Annotated in this window: 17 protein-coding genes; 5 read left to right on the top strand and 12 right to left on the bottom strand. The window is 61.0% G+C overall.

Annotation, left to right across the window (positions count from 1 at the left end; genetic code table 11):
• Positions 1–200: 200 nt before the first annotated feature.
• Complete coding sequence (locus tag NAC44_RS09120; RefSeq protein WP_250940097.1) at positions 201–923, top strand: GntR family transcriptional regulator; 723 nt, start codon at positions 201–203, stop codon at positions 921–923.
• On the opposite strand, the gene NAC44_RS09115 is transcribed toward NAC44_RS09120, so the two are convergent.
• From NAC44_RS09115 to NAC44_RS09060, 12 genes are all read right to left on the bottom strand, one after another.
• A complete protein-coding gene (locus NAC44_RS09115) occupies positions 911–1,681 on the bottom strand; it encodes a FadR/GntR family transcriptional regulator (protein WP_250940096.1) in 771 nt (256 codons plus the stop codon). The two genes, NAC44_RS09120 and NAC44_RS09115, sit on opposite strands and share 13 nt — an antisense overlap.
• Complete coding sequence (gene yjfF, locus NAC44_RS09110) at positions 1,678–2,661, bottom strand: galactofuranose ABC transporter, permease protein YjfF (RefSeq protein WP_250940095.1); 984 nt, start codon at positions 2,659–2,661, stop codon at positions 1,678–1,680. The genes NAC44_RS09115 and yjfF overlap by 4 nt, the downstream gene beginning before the upstream one ends.
• The gene (locus NAC44_RS09105) at positions 2,658–3,665 is read right to left on the bottom strand and encodes an ABC transporter permease (protein WP_420839908.1); all 1,008 of its coding nucleotides are present in this window, start codon (positions 3,663–3,665) and stop codon (positions 2,658–2,660) included. Before NAC44_RS09105 ends, yjfF begins: the two co-directional genes overlap by 4 nt.
• Positions 3,655–5,190 (bottom strand): sugar ABC transporter ATP-binding protein, encoded by a 1,536-nt coding sequence (locus NAC44_RS09100; protein WP_250940093.1) that lies wholly within the window; start codon positions 5,188–5,190, stop codon positions 3,655–3,657. The genes NAC44_RS09105 and NAC44_RS09100 overlap by 11 nt, the downstream gene beginning before the upstream one ends.
• Before the next feature lie 99 nt (positions 5,191–5,289).
• Positions 5,290–6,261: a galactofuranose ABC transporter, galactofuranose-binding protein YtfQ gene (gene ytfQ, locus NAC44_RS09095; protein ID WP_420839907.1), complete on the bottom strand. Its 972-nt coding sequence runs from the start codon at positions 6,259–6,261 to the stop codon at positions 5,290–5,292.
• Between the two features lie 214 nt (positions 6,262–6,475).
• Positions 6,476–7,810 (bottom strand): cytosine deaminase, encoded by a 1,335-nt coding sequence (locus NAC44_RS09090; RefSeq protein ID WP_250940529.1) that lies wholly within the window; start codon positions 7,808–7,810, stop codon positions 6,476–6,478.
• A gap of 103 nt (positions 7,811–7,913) precedes the next feature.
• On the bottom strand, positions 7,914–8,816 hold the full coding sequence (locus NAC44_RS09085) for a LysR family transcriptional regulator (RefSeq protein WP_250940092.1): 903 nt from the start codon (positions 8,814–8,816) through the stop codon (positions 7,914–7,916).
• A gap of 71 nt (positions 8,817–8,887) precedes the next feature.
• On the bottom strand, positions 8,888–9,883 hold the full coding sequence (locus NAC44_RS09080) for an isopenicillin N synthase family dioxygenase (RefSeq protein WP_250940091.1): 996 nt from the start codon (positions 9,881–9,883) through the stop codon (positions 8,888–8,890).
• Between the two features lie 92 nt (positions 9,884–9,975).
• A complete protein-coding gene (locus tag NAC44_RS09075) occupies positions 9,976–10,731 on the bottom strand; it encodes an ABC transporter permease (protein ID WP_420839916.1) in 756 nt (251 codons plus the stop codon).
• A gap of 37 nt (positions 10,732–10,768) precedes the next feature.
• Positions 10,769–11,542 (bottom strand): ABC transporter ATP-binding protein, encoded by a 774-nt coding sequence (locus tag NAC44_RS09070; RefSeq protein WP_250940090.1) that lies wholly within the window; start codon positions 11,540–11,542, stop codon positions 10,769–10,771.
• Between the two features lie 3 nt (positions 11,543–11,545).
• Positions 11,546–12,535: an ABC transporter substrate-binding protein gene (locus tag NAC44_RS09065; RefSeq protein ID WP_250940089.1), complete on the bottom strand. Its 990-nt coding sequence runs from the start codon at positions 12,533–12,535 to the stop codon at positions 11,546–11,548.
• 514 nt (positions 12,536–13,049) lie between these two features.
• Positions 13,050–13,937 (bottom strand): SDR family oxidoreductase, encoded by an 888-nt coding sequence (locus tag NAC44_RS09060; RefSeq protein WP_250940088.1) that lies wholly within the window; start codon positions 13,935–13,937, stop codon positions 13,050–13,052.
• A 145-nt stretch (positions 13,938–14,082) separates the two neighbouring features.
• Between NAC44_RS09060 and NAC44_RS09055 the strand changes: the two genes are divergently transcribed.
• The 4 genes from NAC44_RS09055 to cysW all read left to right on the top strand — a co-directional run bounded on the left by NAC44_RS09055 (position 14,083) and on the right by cysW (position 17,985).
• Positions 14,083–15,012, top strand: coding sequence for a helix-turn-helix transcriptional regulator (locus tag NAC44_RS09055; protein WP_420839915.1), 930 nt, complete (start codon positions 14,083–14,085; stop codon positions 15,010–15,012).
• 278 nt (positions 15,013–15,290) lie between these two features.
• Positions 15,291–16,280 (top strand): sulfate ABC transporter substrate-binding protein, encoded by a 990-nt coding sequence (locus NAC44_RS09050; protein ID WP_274706841.1) that lies wholly within the window; start codon positions 15,291–15,293, stop codon positions 16,278–16,280.
• A gap of 12 nt (positions 16,281–16,292) precedes the next feature.
• Positions 16,293–17,150 (top strand): sulfate ABC transporter permease subunit CysT, encoded by an 858-nt coding sequence (cysT, locus tag NAC44_RS09045; protein ID WP_250940086.1) that lies wholly within the window; start codon positions 16,293–16,295, stop codon positions 17,148–17,150.
• Positions 17,143–17,985, top strand: coding sequence for a sulfate ABC transporter permease subunit CysW (gene cysW / locus NAC44_RS09040; RefSeq protein WP_250940085.1), 843 nt, complete (start codon positions 17,143–17,145; stop codon positions 17,983–17,985). Before cysT ends, cysW begins: the two co-directional genes overlap by 8 nt.
• Positions 17,986–17,990: the final 5 nt, after the last annotated feature.

The raw sequence follows: 17,990 nt of genomic DNA, 5'->3' as shown, positions 1-17,990 counted from the left end.
GTTCCTCTGTTGCCGTCGGCTGTTGGCGAAAACCTCTGTCCGTCTCCCCAAACCCGACCTTAACCGGCGTTGTGCGGCGCAGACCTGGCTGCCCTCTCCCCGCACTGCGCCTTGGCAAGTCTCAAGAATTGATATACTAGTATCATAAACCATGTCAACCAAGAGTCTGCAGCCATTAAAGGGAGCCCATGTCGTCACCGATGTCTTCTGTTGAACAGCCTGATGCGCAGAGCCCGCTGACGGCTGGTCTCAAGCCTGTGAGCCTCTCCCGTGTGACGACGGCGCGGGCGATTTATGAGCGGCTCCATGCCGGTATTCTGTCGCTGCAATTGCCGCCCGGCATGGTGTTGCAGGAAAAGAAGATCGCCGATCAGTTCGGCGTCAGCCGCACGCCGGTGCGTGAGGCGCTTCTCAGGCTGTCCGAGGGCGGGTTGGTCGAGATTTATCCGCAATCGGGCACGGTTGTCTCGCGCGTGCCGGTTTCGGCCATCCCTGAGGCGGTGGTGGTGCGCAAGGCGCTGGAAACCGTGACGGTGGAACAGGCCGCGCGCCAGGCCGGCCAACCGGCGCTGGAGCGGCTGGACCAGATTATCAAGCGGCAGCAGACCTTTGCCGCGCTGAACGATGCCTCCGGCTTTCATGAGCAGGATGAGGCCTTTCATGAGGCCATTGCCCAGATTGCCGGCTTTCCCGGCATATGGGCGCTGTTGAAAACCGTGAAGGTGCAGATCGACCGCGCCCGCCGCCTGACGCTGCCGGTGCTGGGCCGTATGGAAACCGTCATTCAGGAACATGTCACCATCCGCGATGCGCTGGCCGCCCATGATGCCAATGGCGCGCGCGAGGCCATGCTGCATCATCTGGAAGCGGTCATTCTCGATGTGGAAGAGCTTCGCCAGAGCTATCCCGATTATTTCTGCTGAAGAGATGTGGTGTTGAGGCAAAGCATGGCGCGTGCCACAGCGTTTTCCCTCTCGATAATCCTTGACAGGAGAGAGGCTGCATTCTCCTCATCGGCCTTTTCGATGGCCTCGGACAGTTGCCGTTTCAGCCGGATCAATCCTTCGTGATCCGGCGTTGGATCATGGGTTTTGCCGGGCGGAACCATGGTGGCGGCCAGGGTGAATTCGACGACGCCGAGCATGGCGCGAAACATCGGATTGCGTGAGGCATCCAGCAGGATGCGATGCAGTTCCAGACTGGCGAGCGTGAAGGATTCGACCACGCCGCGCGAGACGCTGAGCTGCTGGAGCCAGTAATAGAGAATGCGCATGTCGTCGGCGGTGCGGTGGCGGGCGGCCTGGCGCACGGCTTCGGTTTCCATCAGGCGGCGGATGCTGAAGAGATTGTCGAGAAAGGCGGCGTCATAGCCTGCCTCGAACAACCACAGCAGCACCTGATGGTCATAAAGCGCCCAATGGCTTTTGTGCGAGACCCGCGTGCCGACCTTGGGCCGGGCTTCGACAAGCCCCTTGGCCTCCAGCGTTTTCAGCGCCTCGCGCAGCACCGTGCGCGACACATTATACATATCCATCAGGTCGGCATCGCGCGGCAGGATCGAGCCTGCGGCAAAACGGCCGGAGACGATGCCCGTCCCCAGCTCGTTGATGACGAAGGAATGGAAATTCGGTGCAGCCAAACGCCCGGAACGCGAGCGTATCAGGCCGCCGGGTTCGCTCATGCTTTACGTTTCCATATGGCTTTCGGGCGCGAGGAGGAGGCGGAGAACACCAGCCTTTGCAACAGAATGAACAGGAACAACAGCCCTCCGATGACGATTTTCGTCCACCAGCTCGAAAGCGTGCCGTCGAAAATGATATAGGTCTGCACCAGGCCTTGCAGCATGATGCCGATAAAGGTGCCGGCAATGAAACCGTAACCGCCGGTGAGCAGCGTGCCGCCGATGACCACCGCGCCGATGGCGTCCAGCTCCACCCCGATGGCCGCCAGCGGATAGCCGGCGGAGGTGTAGACGGAAAACACGATCCCCGCGAGGCCCGACAGCAGGCCGGAAAGCGTATAGACGAGAATGGTGGTGCGCGCCACCGGCACGCCCATCAGCGCTGCCGAGACCGCATTGCCGCCCAGCGCATAGACATTGGAGCCGAAGCGGGTGCGGTGGGCAATGACAATGCCGATGAGGAAGACGGCAATCATCAGGCAGCCGATGAGGCTCAGCCGTCCGCCGCCGGGCATCAGCAGATAGGCGCGGTTGAGGGCGGTATAGACACTGTCATTGATCGGTATCGAGTCCTGGGTGATCACCGAGGCCGTGCCGCGGGCGAGAAACATGCCCGCCAGCGTGACGATGAAGGGCGGCACCTGAAGATAATGGATTGCCGCCCCCATGGCCGCGCCGAAAAGCCCGGCAATGGCCAGCACAATGGCGAAGGCGGCCAGCGGATGCACATGATAGCGGCTGATCAGCACGGCGACGATAACGCCGGTCAGCCCGATCACCGCGCCGACCGACAGATCGATGCCGCCTGAGAGGATGACGAAGGTCATGCCGACGGCGGTGATGCCGAGAAAGGCATTGTCGGTGAGGAAATTGCCCAGCACCCGTGTCGACCAGAGGCCGGGAAACTGCAGGATGGCAAGACTGTAGGCCAGAATGAAAATGACGGCGGTGGCGGCAAGCGGACGAAGACTGCGGTTCATGATGGTTTTCCGGTCAGGCGACGGGTCGTCTTTTGAAATTCGACAAGCTGAAGGGCCAGCGGCGACTGCATGATCAGGATGACGATGATGACGCCCGCCTTGACGATGAGGTTGAATTCCGGCGGAAAGCCGGAGACCAGAATGCCCGTGTTCATCGCCTGGATGATGATCGCTCCCAGCACCGACATGCCGATGGAAAAGCGTCCGCCAAGCAGCGAGGTGCCGCCGATGACCACGGCGAGAATGGCGTCGAGTTCCAGCCACAGCCCGGCATTGTTGGCATCCGCCCCCTTGATGTCACCGGCAACGATCAGGCCGGAAATCGCCGCGCAGATGCCGGAAAAACCATAGACGGCAACAATCAAGAGCCGGCTTCTGATACCGGCCAGGCTGGCGGCGGCCCGGTTGACGCCGACCGCCTCGATGAAGAGGCCGATGGCGGTGCGCCGGACGATCAGCACGGAGACAACGAGCAGCACGGCGGCAATCACCACCGGCATCGGGATGCCGAGGAAAGAACCCGTGCCGATGAAGACCAGCAGCGGATTGGAAAAGGTGACGATCGAGCCTTCCGTGATCAACTGGGCAATGCCGCGTCCGGCCACCATCAGGATGAGTGTTGCAACGATCGGCTGAATGTCGAGCAGCGCCACCAGAAGCCCGTTCCAGATGCCGCAGGCCGCACCTGCCGTGAGCGCCGCGACCACGGCCACCGCGCCGGAATGGCCGGAGACGACAAGGCTTGCCGCCACCGCACCGGAAATGGCCATGACCGCACCCACCGACAGATCCACCCCCTTGGTGGCGATGACGCCCGCCATGCCGATGGCGAGAATGGCAACCGGCACGCCGCGATTGAGCACGTCGATCGGACTGCCGAACAGGCGGCCCTGTTTCCAGGCGACATCGAAAAAGCCGGGAAACAGCAGCCAGTTGATGAAAAGCACCGCGACAAGGGCGATGGTCTGCGGGGTGATCAGGCGTTTGAGCGATTTAAATCGCATGAGGCTCTCCATCGGGCTGGGCGGCAATGGCCTGCACGATCACCGAGGCATTGACATTGTCGCCCCTCAGTTCTGCGGCCATGACCCGGTCGCGCATCACCACGATGCGGGAGGAATAGGCGACGATCTCGTCGAGTTCGGAGGAAATCACCATCAGCGCCAGCCCGTCTTCGCGCAGGCGGTTGATGGTGCGGACGATTTCGGCATGGGCGCCGATATCGATGCCGCGCGTCGGCTCATCGAGAATGAGAAAATCGGGATTGGTCGCCAGCCAGCGGGCCAGAATGACCTTCTGCTGGTTGCCGCCGGACAGAAGCTTGACCGGCAGATCGAGCGAGGCGGCGCGGATATCCAGTTCCTCGGCAAAGCGTCCGGCAATCTCCATCTGTTCGTCGCGGTTGAGCGCCTTGAACCAGCCGAGCTTGCCCTGAAGCGCGATGGCGATATTTTCGCGCACGGAGAGATCGCCAAGAATGCCTTCGGCCTTGCGGTCTTCCGGGCAGAAGCCGAAGCCGTGGGCTATGGCCTGGGCGGGCGCGTGAATATCGACCCGCTTTGTCCCGATCTTCACCTCGCCGCAATCCTTCTGATCGGCGCCGAACATGATGCGGGCCATTTCGGTGCGTCCCGAGCCGAGCAGACCGGCAACGCCGACAACCTCGCCCCGGTTGATCCGGAGCGAAAAAGGCTTCACTTTGCCTGCCTTGCCGCAGCCGGTAAATTCGATCAGCGGCGGCCCGGCCTCCCGTTCTTCAATGCCGGTGACGGCGGGCACGAAGGCGATATCCTTGCCCAGCATCATCCGCACCAGATCGGTGCGGGTAAGATTATCCAGCGCTTCCGTGCCGACACGTTTTCCGTTGCGCAGCACGGTGACGCGGTCGGAAATGGCAAAGACCTGATCGAGAAAATGGGTGATGAAGACAATCGCCATCCCCCGGCTTTTCAGGGCGCGCACCACCTCGAACAGCTTGTCCACCTCCTGCTGGTCGAGGCTGGCGGTCGGTTCGTCGAGAACCAGCACCTTGCCGGAAAGCTCCACGGCGCGGGCAATGGCGACCAGTTGCTGCACCGCCACGGAAAATGTGCCAAGCTCGGCCTGAACGTCGATATCGAGGCCGTATCGCGCCATCAGGCGGCGGGCCTCGCGGTCGATGACGCTCTTCTGCACGAAGCCGAAGCGGGTCGGCTGATGGCCGAGAAAGAGATTGTCGGCGACGGAGCGGTTGGGCAGGAGATTGACCTCCTGATAGACCGTGCCGATGCCATGGGATTGCGCCTGAAGCGGATCGCGCAGGCTGATCGCCTCGCCATTCAGCATCACCGCGCCGCCATCGGGCTGGGCCGCGCCGGTCAGGATCTTGATCAGCGTTGATTTGCCCGCGCCATTTTCCCCCAGCAGCGCATGGACCTCGCCGGGGATCAGGCCGAAATCCACGCCATCCAGCGCCCGGTTCTGGCCGAAAATCTTGGTAATGCCGCACGCTTCCAGCACAAAAGGCGTGCGCTTTTCGACAGTCTGCATAGCTCCCGCCCCATCCATCCGTTTATCATGAGAAGAAACGCACCCCTTCACCCTGCCAGACCTGCCAGTCCGGCACGGGTAAGGGGTGCGCAGACGACATCAGTAACCGAGATCTTTCTTGGCTTCATAGACGGCCTTCGGGTCATCGGCTGGCGTATAAAGCTTGGATTCGGTGATGATGAACTTCTCCGGCTTCTTGCCGGTGGAGAAATAGGCGTCCAGCGCATCGAAGGCCGGGCCTGCCATGTTCGGCGTCAGCTCGACAGAGGCATTGGATTCGCCTGCCATCATCGCCTTGAAGATATCCGGCACCGAGTCGATCGACACGACGAGAATATCCTTACCCGGCTTCAGACCGGCATCCTTGATCGCCTGAATGCCGCCGACGGCCATGTCGTCATTATGGGCGAACATGGCGCAGATGTCCTTGCCGCCATTTTCGGCCTTGAGGAAGCCTTCCATCACCTGCTTGCCCTGCGAGCGGGTGAAATCGCCGGTCTGGCTGCGGATGATCTTGATGTTCTTATGATCGGCGATGGCCTCTTCAAAACCCTTCTTGCGGTTGATGGCGGGTGTGGAGCCGACCGTGCCCTGCAGCTCGACCACATTGCAGGGCTTGTCGCCCACGGTTTTCACCAGCCAGTCGCCGGCGACGCGGCCTTCCTTCACCTGGTCGGAAGCGACCGAGGTCAGGTAGAGATCCTGCGGCGCATCGACACCGCGGTCGAGCAGGACGACGGGAATTTTCGCGTCCTTGGCCTCACCCAGAACCTCATCCCAGCCGGTGGCGACGACGGGGGCAAGAAGAATGGCGCTGACGCCCTGGGCAATGAAGCTGCGGATCGCCTTGATCTGGTTTTCCTGCTTCTGCTGCGCATCGGCGAATTTCAGCACGACGCCGCGCTTTTCCGCTTCCATCTTGGTGACGGAGGTTTCTGCCGCGCGCCAGCCCGATTCGGAGCCGATCTGGGAAAAGCCGATAACCTTGCCCTTCAGCCCGTCGGCATAGGATGCCGTGGACGCAAGCGCCATCATGCCTGCGGCCAGCGCAAGCCTGGATAGAATTTTCATGATGTCCTCCCTGTGAAATCCGCCGGACCTGCCGCGCGGATCATCCTCTCTCCTGAATTGTGAAATCGCATGGCTCAAGGGCAGGTCAGCCGCCCGGCCGGTCGATTTCGCTTCCCGCACCCTCCAGTGCAAGAAGATGAGGTGACGCTAGCAAAAGTACTATTATATGTAAATATTCATTCTTAAAAAGAGCATTTGCATTGCAAAATGTAACTTATGATTGAATATTGACAGTTCCATTATAGAGAGATGAATAGGCAGGTGGCCGTGCCTCGCTCATCAAACCGCTGCGCAGCACGAGCCTGTCCGAATGGGGGCGGGCGATGACCTGATCCAGCGTAAAGGCGTCCAGGATCATCATGTCAGCCCGGTGGCCGGTTGCAACAAGACCCGCCTCGATGCCCATCATTGCTGCCGGTATCGGTCCGGCCAGCGCTGGCGCAGCCTCATAGGGATGGTCGAGATGCAGGATGCGCACTGCCTGCCGCCAGGTGTCGAGCATATCATTGTCGCCATAGGCGTGAAACGGGTCACGGGAATTATCGCCCGCCACCGCTACCCTGATGCCTGCGGCCATGAGTTCCTTGACCGGTGTGACGCCACGCCAGCGCGGCGTGCGCTGGCTGCGCCGATCCTGCAGATAAAGATTGACCGTCGGCAATGTAACGATGGTGATGCCCGCCTCGGCGAGAAGCCGGATATCCCGGTCGATCTCCGCATCCGGTTTCAGGGCCAGCGAGCAGCAATGGCCGCAGGTGACCCGGCCTTCATAGCCGTGGCGGAGCGTGGCCTCTGCCACATGCGGCAGCGCATCGGCCCTTGCGGCTTCATCGACATGCAGATCGATATCGAGGTTCCGCTCGCCTGCGAGGATAAACAGGCTGTCGAGCAACTCGTCCAGCCCGTCCATCCCTTCGGCATGGGTGCCGCCGGAAACACGGGTAACGCCGCCAATCAACCCGCCATGATCGGCAATCAGATCGGCGAGCCTGCGCCCATGCGGTGTGGCATAGGCATCGAGCGGCACAAGGCCCACGCCTTGCAGGGCGATGCGGCCCTGCCAGCGGTCACGCATCTCGGCAAAGGCGGCCCAGGTGGTTTCAGCCTGGCCGTCATGGCTGTCGAGATGGGTGCGGATGGCACCAACCCCATGGGCATAGGCGGATTGAAGCCCGAATTCCATGCGCCGCAGCAGATCGTCCCGCCGCCAATGGGCGATGCGGTCGGCCGTGGTGGCGGCGCGGGCGCCATCATGAGTGCCGCCTGAAGGCGGTGCCCGTCCGACCGTATGTGCCTTGTCGAGATGGGTATGAACATCGACGAGCAGCGGCCAGAGATGACGGCCTTCAAGATCGATGCTGTCCTCATCGCCTGCTGTGCCTGCCGGTAAAATTGCGGCAAACCGGCCAGCCTCGATGACGAGATCGACAAGGACGGCCCCGTCACCATCCGGCGCGCCATGGGCCGGAACACCTGCCTCCAGCAGCGATGCCGGAATGCGGGCGCGGCCAAGCCTCAGGCGGCCTTGACCTCGGGCCTTCTCTTTCATCCGGGCGGTCAGACGGTCGAAATCCTGCATGTCGGCGGCAGGAAGGGCGATCGGATCGTTCACGTCTCTCATTCCATTCATCTTCGAGAAAAGGCGCGGCCTGTCAGGCCGGTGGCTCAACGAGGCTCAGCCGCGTCTGGGCAAATTGCAGGAAATGGCTGGCGGCGGGCGAGAGCGAGCCGCGCGCCCGATGCAGGGTGTTGAGGCGCTGCACGCCGCCGGAACCGGACAGCGGCACGAAGGCAAGCTCGCCCGAGCGTAGCTCGCGGTCGACATCCACCCGGTTGAGAAAGGTGATATGCGGTGCGCCATAGGCCAGCTGTTTCATCAGTTCCATGGAATTGGTTTCCACCACCGGCAGAAGCTGGGCGCGGCTGGGAGCAAGATTTTCCACCACTTCGCGCAGCGACAGCCGCCGGTCGGCCAGCACCAGCGGATAGGCCAGACAATCGGAGATGCGCAGGCTTTTGCGCCCGGCAAGCGGGTGATCGGGGGCCATGACCGCGCCGAGGCGATGGTGAAATTCGCCCGCCCGTTGCAGACGGTTATCCTCGGGCAGATTGTAGGCAATCGCCAGATCCGCCTCGCCGGAGGCGACGAGATCGGCAACGCCCGCCCGGTCGCTGACCACCACCGACAGGCTGATCTGCGGCACGGCCTCACGATAGGCGCGGGCAATATCGGCCAGCAGCCCCGCCGCCAGCGTCGCCATGGTCGCAACCGACACCGCGCCGCGGCTCAGGCCCCGCAAAGCCTGGATCTGCGTGCGCATCCGCTCATGCGCATTCAAGGTGTCGCGGATATGGGCGATCAGCAGCTCCCCGGAACTGGTCAGTTTCAGCCCACGCGGAAACCGCTCGAAGATCGGCGCGTCCAGCTCCATCTCCAGATCGAGAATATGGCGATTGATGGCGGAAGGCGCGACATGCAACACCTTGGCCGCCTTGCGGATAGAGCCCTGCCGGGCCACCTCGTCGATATAGCGCAAAGCGCGTCCGTGCAGCATGGTCGTCCTCATCGTCAGCGGGGGATGCCGTCCCCCGCTGACGATGGCATTGCCGGTTGCCATCATCAATCTTACATCGTGGTTTTGTTGAAATTGGCGTTGATGCGCATGGTCAGATAATCGCCCGCCGTGATCGGCTCATAGGTGCCGAGCGGCCCCTGCATGACGGCATCGCGATTGGCCTGGCAGAAGAAGGGCAGCGACAGGCGACGGCCCATATATTCGCCGGGTTTCGGCATCCGCACCCGATGCAGGGTGGATTGCAGCTGATCGTCGGACCAGCGCATCAGCATATCGCCGATATTGCAGGTGATATGGCCCTTCTTCGGCGGCACGTCGGTCCAGGCGCCGGTGCTGGCATCCTTGCCGGGGCAGACCTGCAAGCCGCCTTCGCCTTCCTTCTGGTGCAGAATGGTCAGGCAATCGAAGTCGGAATGGGCGCCCGCCCGCCAGAAGGTGAAATCCTCCGGCTTGGCATTTTCCATCGACATGTAATGGATCATCCGCTGCGTCGATTGATACTGATCGGAGGCCGGATCATGCGCCTTGGTGAAGAAATCCTCGGCAAAGCCCATTTTGATGGCGAAGCAGGAGAGGATGCGCATTCCAAGCTCCCAGTTCATTCGCTCAAAGCGCAGCATTTTTGCCTTGAAGCCCGGCAGTTCTTCCTCGCTCGGCCAGAGTTTGTCCATATTGGGCCGGGTGATCTGATAGCTTTCCTTGTTATCCGGCGTGCCGGTGGACGGTCTGACCTGCGCCTTGAATTCCCACCCGGCATTGGTGCCCTTCGGCATCGGATATTGTCCCTTCACCTCGGCCGGAAGCTCGAAAAAGCCCCAGGCGGCCTCGAAGGCGGCATCGATTTCTTCCTCGGCAATGCCGTGATTGGTGACCTGAAAGAAACCGATTTCCGTGGAGGCCTGCCACAATTGATCGGCGATCTCCTGTTTGCGATTGTCGAAATCGGCAAGATCGATCACGGGGATCTCACGGTCCACCGTGGTGCCGAGCCCGCCAATCGTGGTTTCCTTGTTCAGTTCGGCAAGGCCATAGGTCTGAGCGTTCATTGCAGTCTCCTTGGGGTGAAGCCGGTCGCCCGGCTGTTGAGGAGCAATGTCCAGGTTCTTGCAAAACCAGACCGCTTCTACTCCGGATGAGATCAGGTCTGTTTCGGCAGGCTCCAGGGAAAGAACAGCCGCTGGATCAGCGCCACCAGTTGAAACAGGATAAGTGACATCGCCGCCAGCACGACCAGCCCGGCCCAGGCTTGCGGCAGCTTGAACATCGAGGTGGAAAACTGGATGAAATAGCCGATCCCGGCCTCTGACGCGCAGAATTCGGCCACCACCGCGCCAATGACGGAGAGCGTGATCGAGATTTTCAGCGCCGAAAAGATATAGGGAATGGCAAAGGGCAGGCGGATCTGCGTCATTTCGCGGAAGGAGGAGGCGCGCAGGCTGCGCGACAGCTCGATCAGTTCCGGCGGCGTCGCCGCCAGTCCTGTGGCGGTGGAAACCACCATGGGAAAGAAGGTGATGAGACAGGTGATCACCACGCGCGGCGCATCACCGGCGCCCAGTACGACGATGATGATCGGCGCAATCGCCACCACCGGCGTCGATTGCACCACGACCAGCAGCGGATAAAGCGTCTTCGACAGAAATGGCGAGCGCACCAGAAGAATGGCCAGCGGTATGGCAATGACGATGGAGAGTGCATAGCCCATCAGCGCCACATGCAGCGTGGCCCAGATATGCGCGCCCCATCTTGCCGGTTCGACCGCCGAAAACCCGGCAACAATCGCCGAAGGTGCCGGCACAAGATAGGAGGGAATGGCAAAGAGCCGCACCGCAAGCTCCCAGACCAGCAGGATGACTAGGCCGGAGGTGAGGGCGGCAAGGCCCGGAACGTCCATCATGCGGCCAAACGCCCGCGGCTTTTGCCTCATGGCTTCAGGCTGCCTGACGCTGGAGGAGGAGGTCGCGGAGATGGGAGGAGAGCTCATGGATCGCCTTGTCCTTCGCGGTTTCAGGGCCGCGCGGGCGGCCGACGGGAACGGGGATATCGGTGAGAACGCTGCCGGGACGCCCGCTCATCACCAGCACGCGGTCGGCCAGCAGGGCGGCTTCCGACACGGAATGGGTGATGAACACCACGGTTTTCGGCCGCTCGGAAAAGATTTTCAGAAGATCGAAGCCCATCACCTCGCGGGTCAGCGCATCGAGTGCGGAAAAGGGCTCGTCCATCAACAGAATATCCGGGTCCATCAACAGGGCGCGGGCAATGCCGACACGCTGCTGCATGCCGCCGGAAAGCTCGTCCGGCAGGCGTTTTTCAAAGCCTTCGAGGCCGACCATGGACAGAAGACGACGGGCTTCCGCGCGCTCCTGCTCCGTCACCCGCCCGCGCTTGTGGCGGGCGGGAAAGAGCACATTGTCCTCGACCGTGGCCCAGGGCAGAAGCGTCGGCTTCTGGAAGACGATGCCGATATCGTCGCGCGGTTCGCTGACGGGAAGGCCGAAAACCTCGACCGTGCCGGAACTCGGCGTCAGCAGACCGGCAATCAGCCTGAGCAGCGTCGATTTTCCGCAGCCGGAGGGCCCGAGAATGGCGAGGAACTCATGGCGTGCCACCTCGAAGGAGACGTTGCGCAAGGCTTCCGTCTCGCCCGAGCGGGTGGAAAACACCTGTCCCAGACGGTTGAAGCGGATGGCAGGCGTGGTCATCGCTTATTCCTTCGGCAGGAAGTTACGGTTGACCGCTGTTTCCGGGTCGAGCTTTGCCGGATCAATGCCTTGCGCCGCCGCAACCTGCTTCCAGGTTTCCGCAAGCCGCCCCGGTTCAAATACGCCAAAACCATCCTTGGCCGTCACCTCGTTGAACATCAGCGGCAGCGTGTCCTTGACCGAGCCTTCGACATCTTCCGAACCCAGTTCCTTGACCATGGCGACGACGTCTGCGGCGGCCTCTTTCGGATGGTCTTTCGTGTATTCCACCGATTTTCTGTAGGCGGCGACGAAGCGTTTTGCCACATCGGGCCGGTTTTGCAGGAAGCTGTCGCTGGCGATCAGCGAGGCGGAATAAAGGTTGAGCCCTGCCGCCGACCAGGGCAGCGCCACGATCTCCTTGCCCGCCTGCCTGGCCTGATTGCTGTAACGGGTGAAATCCGTCATCCAGGCAATGATGCCATCGGCATTGCCGGTGACCAGCATGGGGCCGAGCGCGCCGGGATCGGCCTTGATCAGCTTCACATCAGACGGCTCGATGCCGACAGCCTTCAAGACCAGCGGCAGATAAAGATTTGAGGAGGTGAAGGGCGAGGTGGCAATGGTCTTGCCCTTCACATCCTTGATGCTGGAAATCTTGCCGCCCTTGATGACGTAAAAGGCGTGTGGGCCCTTGTTGAAGAGCGACATCACCGCCGTTACCTTGACATTTTCATTGGCGCGGGCCGACATCAGCGCCGCGAGATCGGACACGCCGATATCGGAACTGCCAGCCGCCAGCCGCGAGATCGCTTCCGTCGAGCCGCGCCCCGAGGCGATCGTCACATCAAGCCCGGCATCGCCACAAAAACCGTGATGAATGCAGACATAGATCGGCGCCTTGTCGCCGCCCGGCAGCCAGTCGAGCTGGAAGGTCACCTTGTCGGCCCCAAGCGCGGGCGCAACGGAGAGAAAAAGAGCGGAAAGACCGGCGGCAAGCTTGGAAAGTGACATAGGCATGGGTTCCCGGATGCGTTCTGAGAAAGTGGACACATGTCAGATGTTCAAGGGTTGCCACTGAACAGCTGTTTCAGACTCTGCGTGTTGGGCAGAACGGAGGATCCGGGCGCCGCTTCTGTTTTGAAGAGACGGGCAATGATCCGAAATCAAATGTCCTGCCCGCCAATATGGCCATGAAAAAGGGGTGGTAAGCAACTCTTTTGAGCAGATTGATTTATCGCTTAAAAATTAATCATCGCTTTTGCCGAGGCGCCCAAGCGGCAGGCGTTGAGGGGGTATGGGCCGGGTTTTATGCTCTTGTCACGAAAGGAGATGAAAGGTGATTTTCCCGATAAATCATTGAAAATAAGCAGGCAAAACGCCTCAGTGCCGTCATTCCGCACTGAGGCGCTCCAGGCCGGGTCACGCAAGTCCGGCTGCTGCGAATTTGATCAGGCGCTGAGTGTTCTGATTTTCTGTACGCTTAAACCTGAAAATAGCGTTGGACGCGGTGGGGGCAACAGGCCCTTCAGGCGAAATAGTGACCGGTGGCCAGATCGTCGAGCAGGCTTATTTCCTTCGGTTCCCAGCCCAGCTTTTGCCGGGTCAGCGCGCTGCTGGCCTTCATATCCATGGTGGCGAAATGATGGAACCAGCCGTAATAGGCTTCTGCTTCTTCTGCGTTGATGGCGCGCACCGGCAGGTTAAGCCCCTTGCCGATGGCCTCGGCCAGACTGCGCATCGGCACGCTTTCATCGGCGACGACATGATAGGGACCGTCACTGGCGCCCTTTTCCAGAGCCAGACGATAGGCCCGCGCCGCATCCAGGCGATGCACGCCAGACCAGCAATTGTCTTGCTCGGGATAAGCGGCAAAACCCTTCTGCCGGGCGTTGGCAATCAGTATCGGCACAAAACCTTTCTCACCCTCACCATGCACCGAGGGCGGCAGACGAACGGTGGAAACCTTCAGCCCGCGATCTGCAAGCGCAAGCGCGCTGGCCTCGGAGGCGCGCGGATAGTGGTCACTGACCGGATGGGCCGCATCGCTTTCTACCGCAAGACGGCCCGGGGCCAGAAGGGCTAGACCGCTTGTGACCAGCATCGGCCCCTGCGTTTCATTCAGGGCCTCGCCCATGGCGAGAATGGCGTCGCGATCCACAGCGCAGTTGCGGGCAAATTGGGAAAAATCGTGGTTAAACCCGGTGTGGATGACGCCATCGACCCGGCGCACGGCCTGTTTCAGCATGTCGAGGTCTTCCAGCACGCCTTGCAACACCTCCGCACCCGCTGCCGCCACGGCTCTGGCGCCGTCATCGGAACGGGCAAGACCCAAAACCTGATGGCCGTGGGCGAGAAGCTCGCGCACCACGGCTGAGCCGATAAACCCCGTTGCCCCTGTGACAAATACTTTCATGATCGAACTCCTGTCTTGATCTGCTCGCGATTGTGGCAGAAGCTGACAGGGGTAAAAGACGTGATCTTATCGTAGTATAATGACTGACAGGATGGCGACCTTGCCCAATGAAATCCTCTCTTACAAAGCCGCACCCAACGGTGCCATGACGACACATCCTGCTCAGGCGGCCACAATATCGCCCTTGCCGGATGGCGAACCATCGTCTGCGCTCGCCTCCGGCTCGGCCTTGGGGCAATATCTGAAAGATTGCCGGGCGCGGCTCGATCCGTCTGCCTTCGGGTTTTCCTCGGCAAGGCGGCGCACGCCGGGCCTTCGCCGGGAAGAGGTGGCATTGATCGCCCATATCAGCCCGACATGGTATACATGGCTGGAGCAGGGCAGGGGCGGTGCGCCCTCGACGGATGTGCTGGAACGGCTTGCCCGCGCCCTGATGCTGACCGATGCCGAACGTGACCATCTTTATCTTCTCGGTCTCGGTCATCTGCCACATGTGCGCTATCAGCCGGATCGCGACATCTCCCCGCGCCTGCAGCGGGTGCTGGATGCCTTGGATGAGAGCCCGGCCCTGATCAAGAACGCCACCTGGGATATTCTGGCCTGGAACCGGGCCGCCGCCGCTGTTTTGACTGATTATGCCACGCTTCCGGTGCAAGAGCGCAATGTCATGCGGCTGATGTTCTGCCGTCACTCCGATGTTCCGGCGCGCCAGGCGGAATGGCTCAAGATTGCCCGCTTCGTCATTGCGATTTTTCGCTCTGAAACGGCGCGGCTTGGGATAACGGAGGCCGTGCAGCCAATGGTGGAGGAATTGTCCCGCGAAAGCGCCGAATTTGCCGCCCTCTGGCGGGAAAATTCCGTCAGCAATCACGGCGGCGGCGTCAAAGAGCTGCTGCATCCCCATGGCGGCAGGCTGACGCTGGAATATTCGGCCTTCGGCATTGATGGCCGTCCTGATCTCGCCATGCTGGTCTATCAGCCGGTCAGCGATGCGGATCGCGATGCGGTGCGTGCGCTGATGGACGAGCACGCAGCCAACATGATTCATTCTTCAAAAGCGGTATCAGAGAGATAGAAATTCTCTCTGAGCCTGAAATGAGCCGTCTGTTTTGCTGTGAGCGCATTCGCTGTTGATTTAATCTATTTAAGCTATAGACTTTAATCGAACAGCAGGGGAGAGGTTTCATGTGGGCAAGATGGTTCAAGCCGGATGCGTTAAAACCAGCTGCGTTGAGGCTGGGTGGGTTCAATTCAATCAAGTGCAGGCCAATCAGGTTCTGGCCCGTTAAGCTCGGTCAGGTCAGTCAGGTCAGTCAGGACGGGCATCGCAGGAAAAACGTCGCTCTGGCTGTCATGGTTGTCTCGATGGCGGCAGGCGGTCTGATCCCCGCCTATGCTTTCGCGGCTGAGAGCATTCTCAACGTGTCCTATGACCCGACGCGGGAATTCTACAAGCAGTATGATGCCGCCTTTGCACAATACTGGAAGGGCAAGACCGGCGAGAGCGTGACGATCAAACAGTCGCATGGCGGCTCCGGCGCGCAGGCGCGCGCCGTGATCGAGGGGCTGGATGCCGATGTGGTGACGCTGGCGCTGTCAGCCGATATCGATCAGATTGCCGAAAAAACCGGAAAAATCCCGGCCAACTGGCAGAGCCTTCTGCCGGATAACAGCACGCCCTATAGCTCGACCATCGTGTTTCTGGTGCGCAAGGGCAATCCCAAGGGTATTCACGACTGGGACGATCTCGTCCGCGACGGCGTTCAGGTGATCACGCCCAATCCGAAAACCTCCGGCGGCGCGCGCTGGAATGTTCTGGCAGCCTGGGCCTGGGCGAAGAAACATTATAACGGCGATGACGGCAAAATCCGCGATTACATCACCAAGCTCTTCCAGCATGTGCCGGTGCTGGATACCGGTGCGCGCGGCGCCACGCTCAGCTTCACCCAGCGCGGTCTCGGCGATGTGCTGATTGCCTGGGAAAACGAGGCCTGGCTGTCGCTGGACGAACTTGGTCCCGGCCAGTTCGAGATCGTCACACCTTCCGTGTCGATCAAGGCTGAGCCGCCGGTGGCCCTGGTCAAGGCCAATGCCGAGGCGCATGGCACGACCAAGGTGGCCGAGGCCTATCTCGACTATCTTTATTCGCCGGAAGGCCAGCAACTGGCGGCGAAGAATTATTACCGCCCGTCCGATCCCGCCAAGGTCGATCCTGAACTGTTGCAGCGCTTCGCCAAGGTTGACATGGCGACGATTGCCGATTTCGGCGGCTGGAAAAAGGCGCAGCCGGAATTTTTCGGCAATGGCGGTCTCTTCGATCAGCTCTATAAACCGGCGCAGTGAAGACGGGTGGCCATGGCACTCTTTCCCTCTTCGCGCCGGTTTGTCCTGCGCCAGCCGAGTGTCATTCCCGGTTTCGGGCTGACATTCGGCGTTGCCCTGACCATGCTGACCCTGATCGTGCTGATCCCGCTTGCCGGGCTCGGCGTCAGGGCTGCGTCTCTCGGCTTTGGCGGCATTGTCGCGCTGGCGAGCGAGCCGCGCATTCTCGCCAGCCTGAAAACCAGCTTTTCCACCGCCTTGATCGCGGCGCTGATCGATGTGGTCTTCGGCACCATCGCCGCCTGGGTTTTGGTGCGTTACCGCTTCTGGGGTCGGCGCATCATCGATGCGCTGATCGATCTGCCCTTTGCCATGCCGACGGCGGTGGCCGGCATTGCGCTGACGACGATTTACGCGCCGAACGGGCTGATCGGCCAGTTTCTGACGCCGCTTGGCATCCGCATCGCCTATACGCCCGCTGGCATCGTCGTGGCGCTGATTGCCGTCGGCTTTCCTTTTGTCGTGCGCAGCGTCCAGCCGCTGATCGAAGAACTGTCGCGCGAAAGGGAAGAGGTTTCGGCAACGCTTGGCGCGCGGCGCTGGCAGACACTGGTTTTCGTCATCCTGCCGGAGCTTTTGCCCGCGGTGCTCACCGGCTTTGCGCTGGCGCTGGCGCGTGGCATTGGCGAATATGGCTCGGTGATCTTCATTGCCGGCAATCTGCCGTTCAAATCGGAAATCGCCCCGCTTTTGATCGTCATCCGGCTGGAAGAGTTCAATTATCCGGCGGCCACCGCGATTGCCGCGATCATGCTCAGCCTGTCCTTCCTACTGCTCTTCATCATCAACGCGCTGCAGGGCTGGAGCCAGAGGAGGTTTGGTCATGGCTGAGACATCGCATCGTCAAAGCGACCCGACAACGGAGCCGGTTCTGGTTCGCGTTCTGCTGATTGCCGTGACCGGGATTTTTCTTCTGGCCTTTCTGGTCCTGCCGCTCGGTGCGGTGCTGTTTCGGGTGGTCGAGGCCGGATGGGAAAGCTTTGCCGCGACCCTTGCCGATCCCGACACGCAATCCTCGATCCGGCTGACCTTGCTGGTGGCGGCCTTTGCCGTGCCCTTCAATCTCGTCTTCGGTCTGGCGGCTGCCTGGGCGATTGCCAAATTCGAATTCAGGGGCAAGACGTTTTTCACCACGCTGATCGACCTGCCTTTTTCCGTGTCGCCGGTGATTTCCGGCCTCGTCTATGTGCTGCTGTTCGGGGCCGACAGTTTTCTCGGGCCCAAACTCACGGCACTGGGCTTTCCGGTCGTCTTTGCCTTTCCGGGCATTTTTCTGGCGACGGTTTTTGTTACCTTTCCCTTCATTGCCCGTGAGCTGATCCCGCTGATGGAAACGCAGGGCAAGAGCGACGAGGAGGCGGCCATCTCGCTCGGTGCCTCCGGGTTTCAGACCTTCTTTCGGGTGACGCTGCCCAATGTCAAATGGGCGCTGCTTTACGGCGTGTTGCTGTGCAATGCCCGGGCCATGGGTGAATTCGGCGCGGTTTCGGTGATTTCCGGCCATGTTCAGGGCAGGACCAACACCATGCCGCTGCAGATCGAGGCGCTTTACAACGGTTATGACAGTGCGGGCGCCTTTGCCGTCGCCTCGCTTCTGGCGGGGCTGGCGCTTGTCACCCTCATTCTGCGCAGTCTTCTGGAACTGCGCCTCAACAATGACAGGTAGAAAGA

The organism is Allorhizobium sonneratiae, assembly GCF_023700755.1.
GTDB classification, from domain to species: domain Bacteria; phylum Pseudomonadota; class Alphaproteobacteria; order Rhizobiales; family Rhizobiaceae; genus Allorhizobium; species Allorhizobium sonneratiae.
This window is presented reverse-complemented; position numbering and strand designations above follow the sequence as displayed.

Excerpts from the sequence above, each read along its gene's own strand:
- NAC44_RS09120 (WP_250940097.1), top strand. The coding sequence starts at position 201 with ATGTCTTCTGTTGAACAGCCTGATGCGCAGAGCCCGCTGACGGCTGGT.
- NAC44_RS09090 (WP_250940529.1), bottom strand. The coding sequence starts at position 7,810 with ATGAAAGAGAAGGCCCGAGGTCAAGGCCGCCTGAGGCTTGGCCGCGCC.
- NAC44_RS09065 (WP_250940089.1), bottom strand. The coding sequence starts at position 12,535 with ATGTCACTTTCCAAGCTTGCCGCCGGTCTTTCCGCTCTTTTTCTCTCC.
- ytfQ (WP_420839907.1), bottom strand. The coding sequence starts at position 6,261 with ATGAAAATTCTATCCAGGCTTGCGCTGGCCGCAGGCATGATGGCGCTT.
- NAC44_RS09075 (WP_420839916.1), bottom strand. The coding sequence starts at position 10,731 with ATGGACGTTCCGGGCCTTGCCGCCCTCACCTCCGGCCTAGTCATCCTG.
- NAC44_RS09100 (WP_250940093.1), bottom strand. The coding sequence starts at position 5,190 with ATGCAGACTGTCGAAAAGCGCACGCCTTTTGTGCTGGAAGCGTGCGGC.
- cysW (WP_250940085.1), top strand. The coding sequence starts at position 17,143 with ATGGCTGAGACATCGCATCGTCAAAGCGACCCGACAACGGAGCCGGTT.
- NAC44_RS09085 (WP_250940092.1), bottom strand. The coding sequence starts at position 8,816 with ATGCTGCACGGACGCGCTTTGCGCTATATCGACGAGGTGGCCCGGCAG.
- NAC44_RS09055 (WP_420839915.1), top strand. The coding sequence starts at position 14,083 with ATGACGACACATCCTGCTCAGGCGGCCACAATATCGCCCTTGCCGGAT.
- NAC44_RS09080 (WP_250940091.1), bottom strand. The coding sequence starts at position 9,883 with ATGAACGCTCAGACCTATGGCCTTGCCGAACTGAACAAGGAAACCACG.
- yjfF (WP_250940095.1), bottom strand. The coding sequence starts at position 2,661 with ATGAACCGCAGTCTTCGTCCGCTTGCCGCCACCGCCGTCATTTTCATT.
- cysT (WP_250940086.1), top strand. The coding sequence starts at position 16,293 with ATGGCACTCTTTCCCTCTTCGCGCCGGTTTGTCCTGCGCCAGCCGAGT.
- NAC44_RS09115 (WP_250940096.1), bottom strand. The coding sequence starts at position 1,681 with ATGAGCGAACCCGGCGGCCTGATACGCTCGCGTTCCGGGCGTTTGGCT.
- NAC44_RS09050 (WP_274706841.1), top strand. The coding sequence starts at position 15,291 with ATGGTTGTCTCGATGGCGGCAGGCGGTCTGATCCCCGCCTATGCTTTC.
- NAC44_RS09060 (WP_250940088.1), bottom strand. The coding sequence starts at position 13,937 with ATGAAAGTATTTGTCACAGGGGCAACGGGGTTTATCGGCTCAGCCGTG.
- NAC44_RS09070 (WP_250940090.1), bottom strand. The coding sequence starts at position 11,542 with ATGACCACGCCTGCCATCCGCTTCAACCGTCTGGGACAGGTGTTTTCC.
- NAC44_RS09105 (WP_420839908.1), bottom strand. The coding sequence starts at position 3,665 with ATGCGATTTAAATCGCTCAAACGCCTGATCACCCCGCAGACCATCGCC.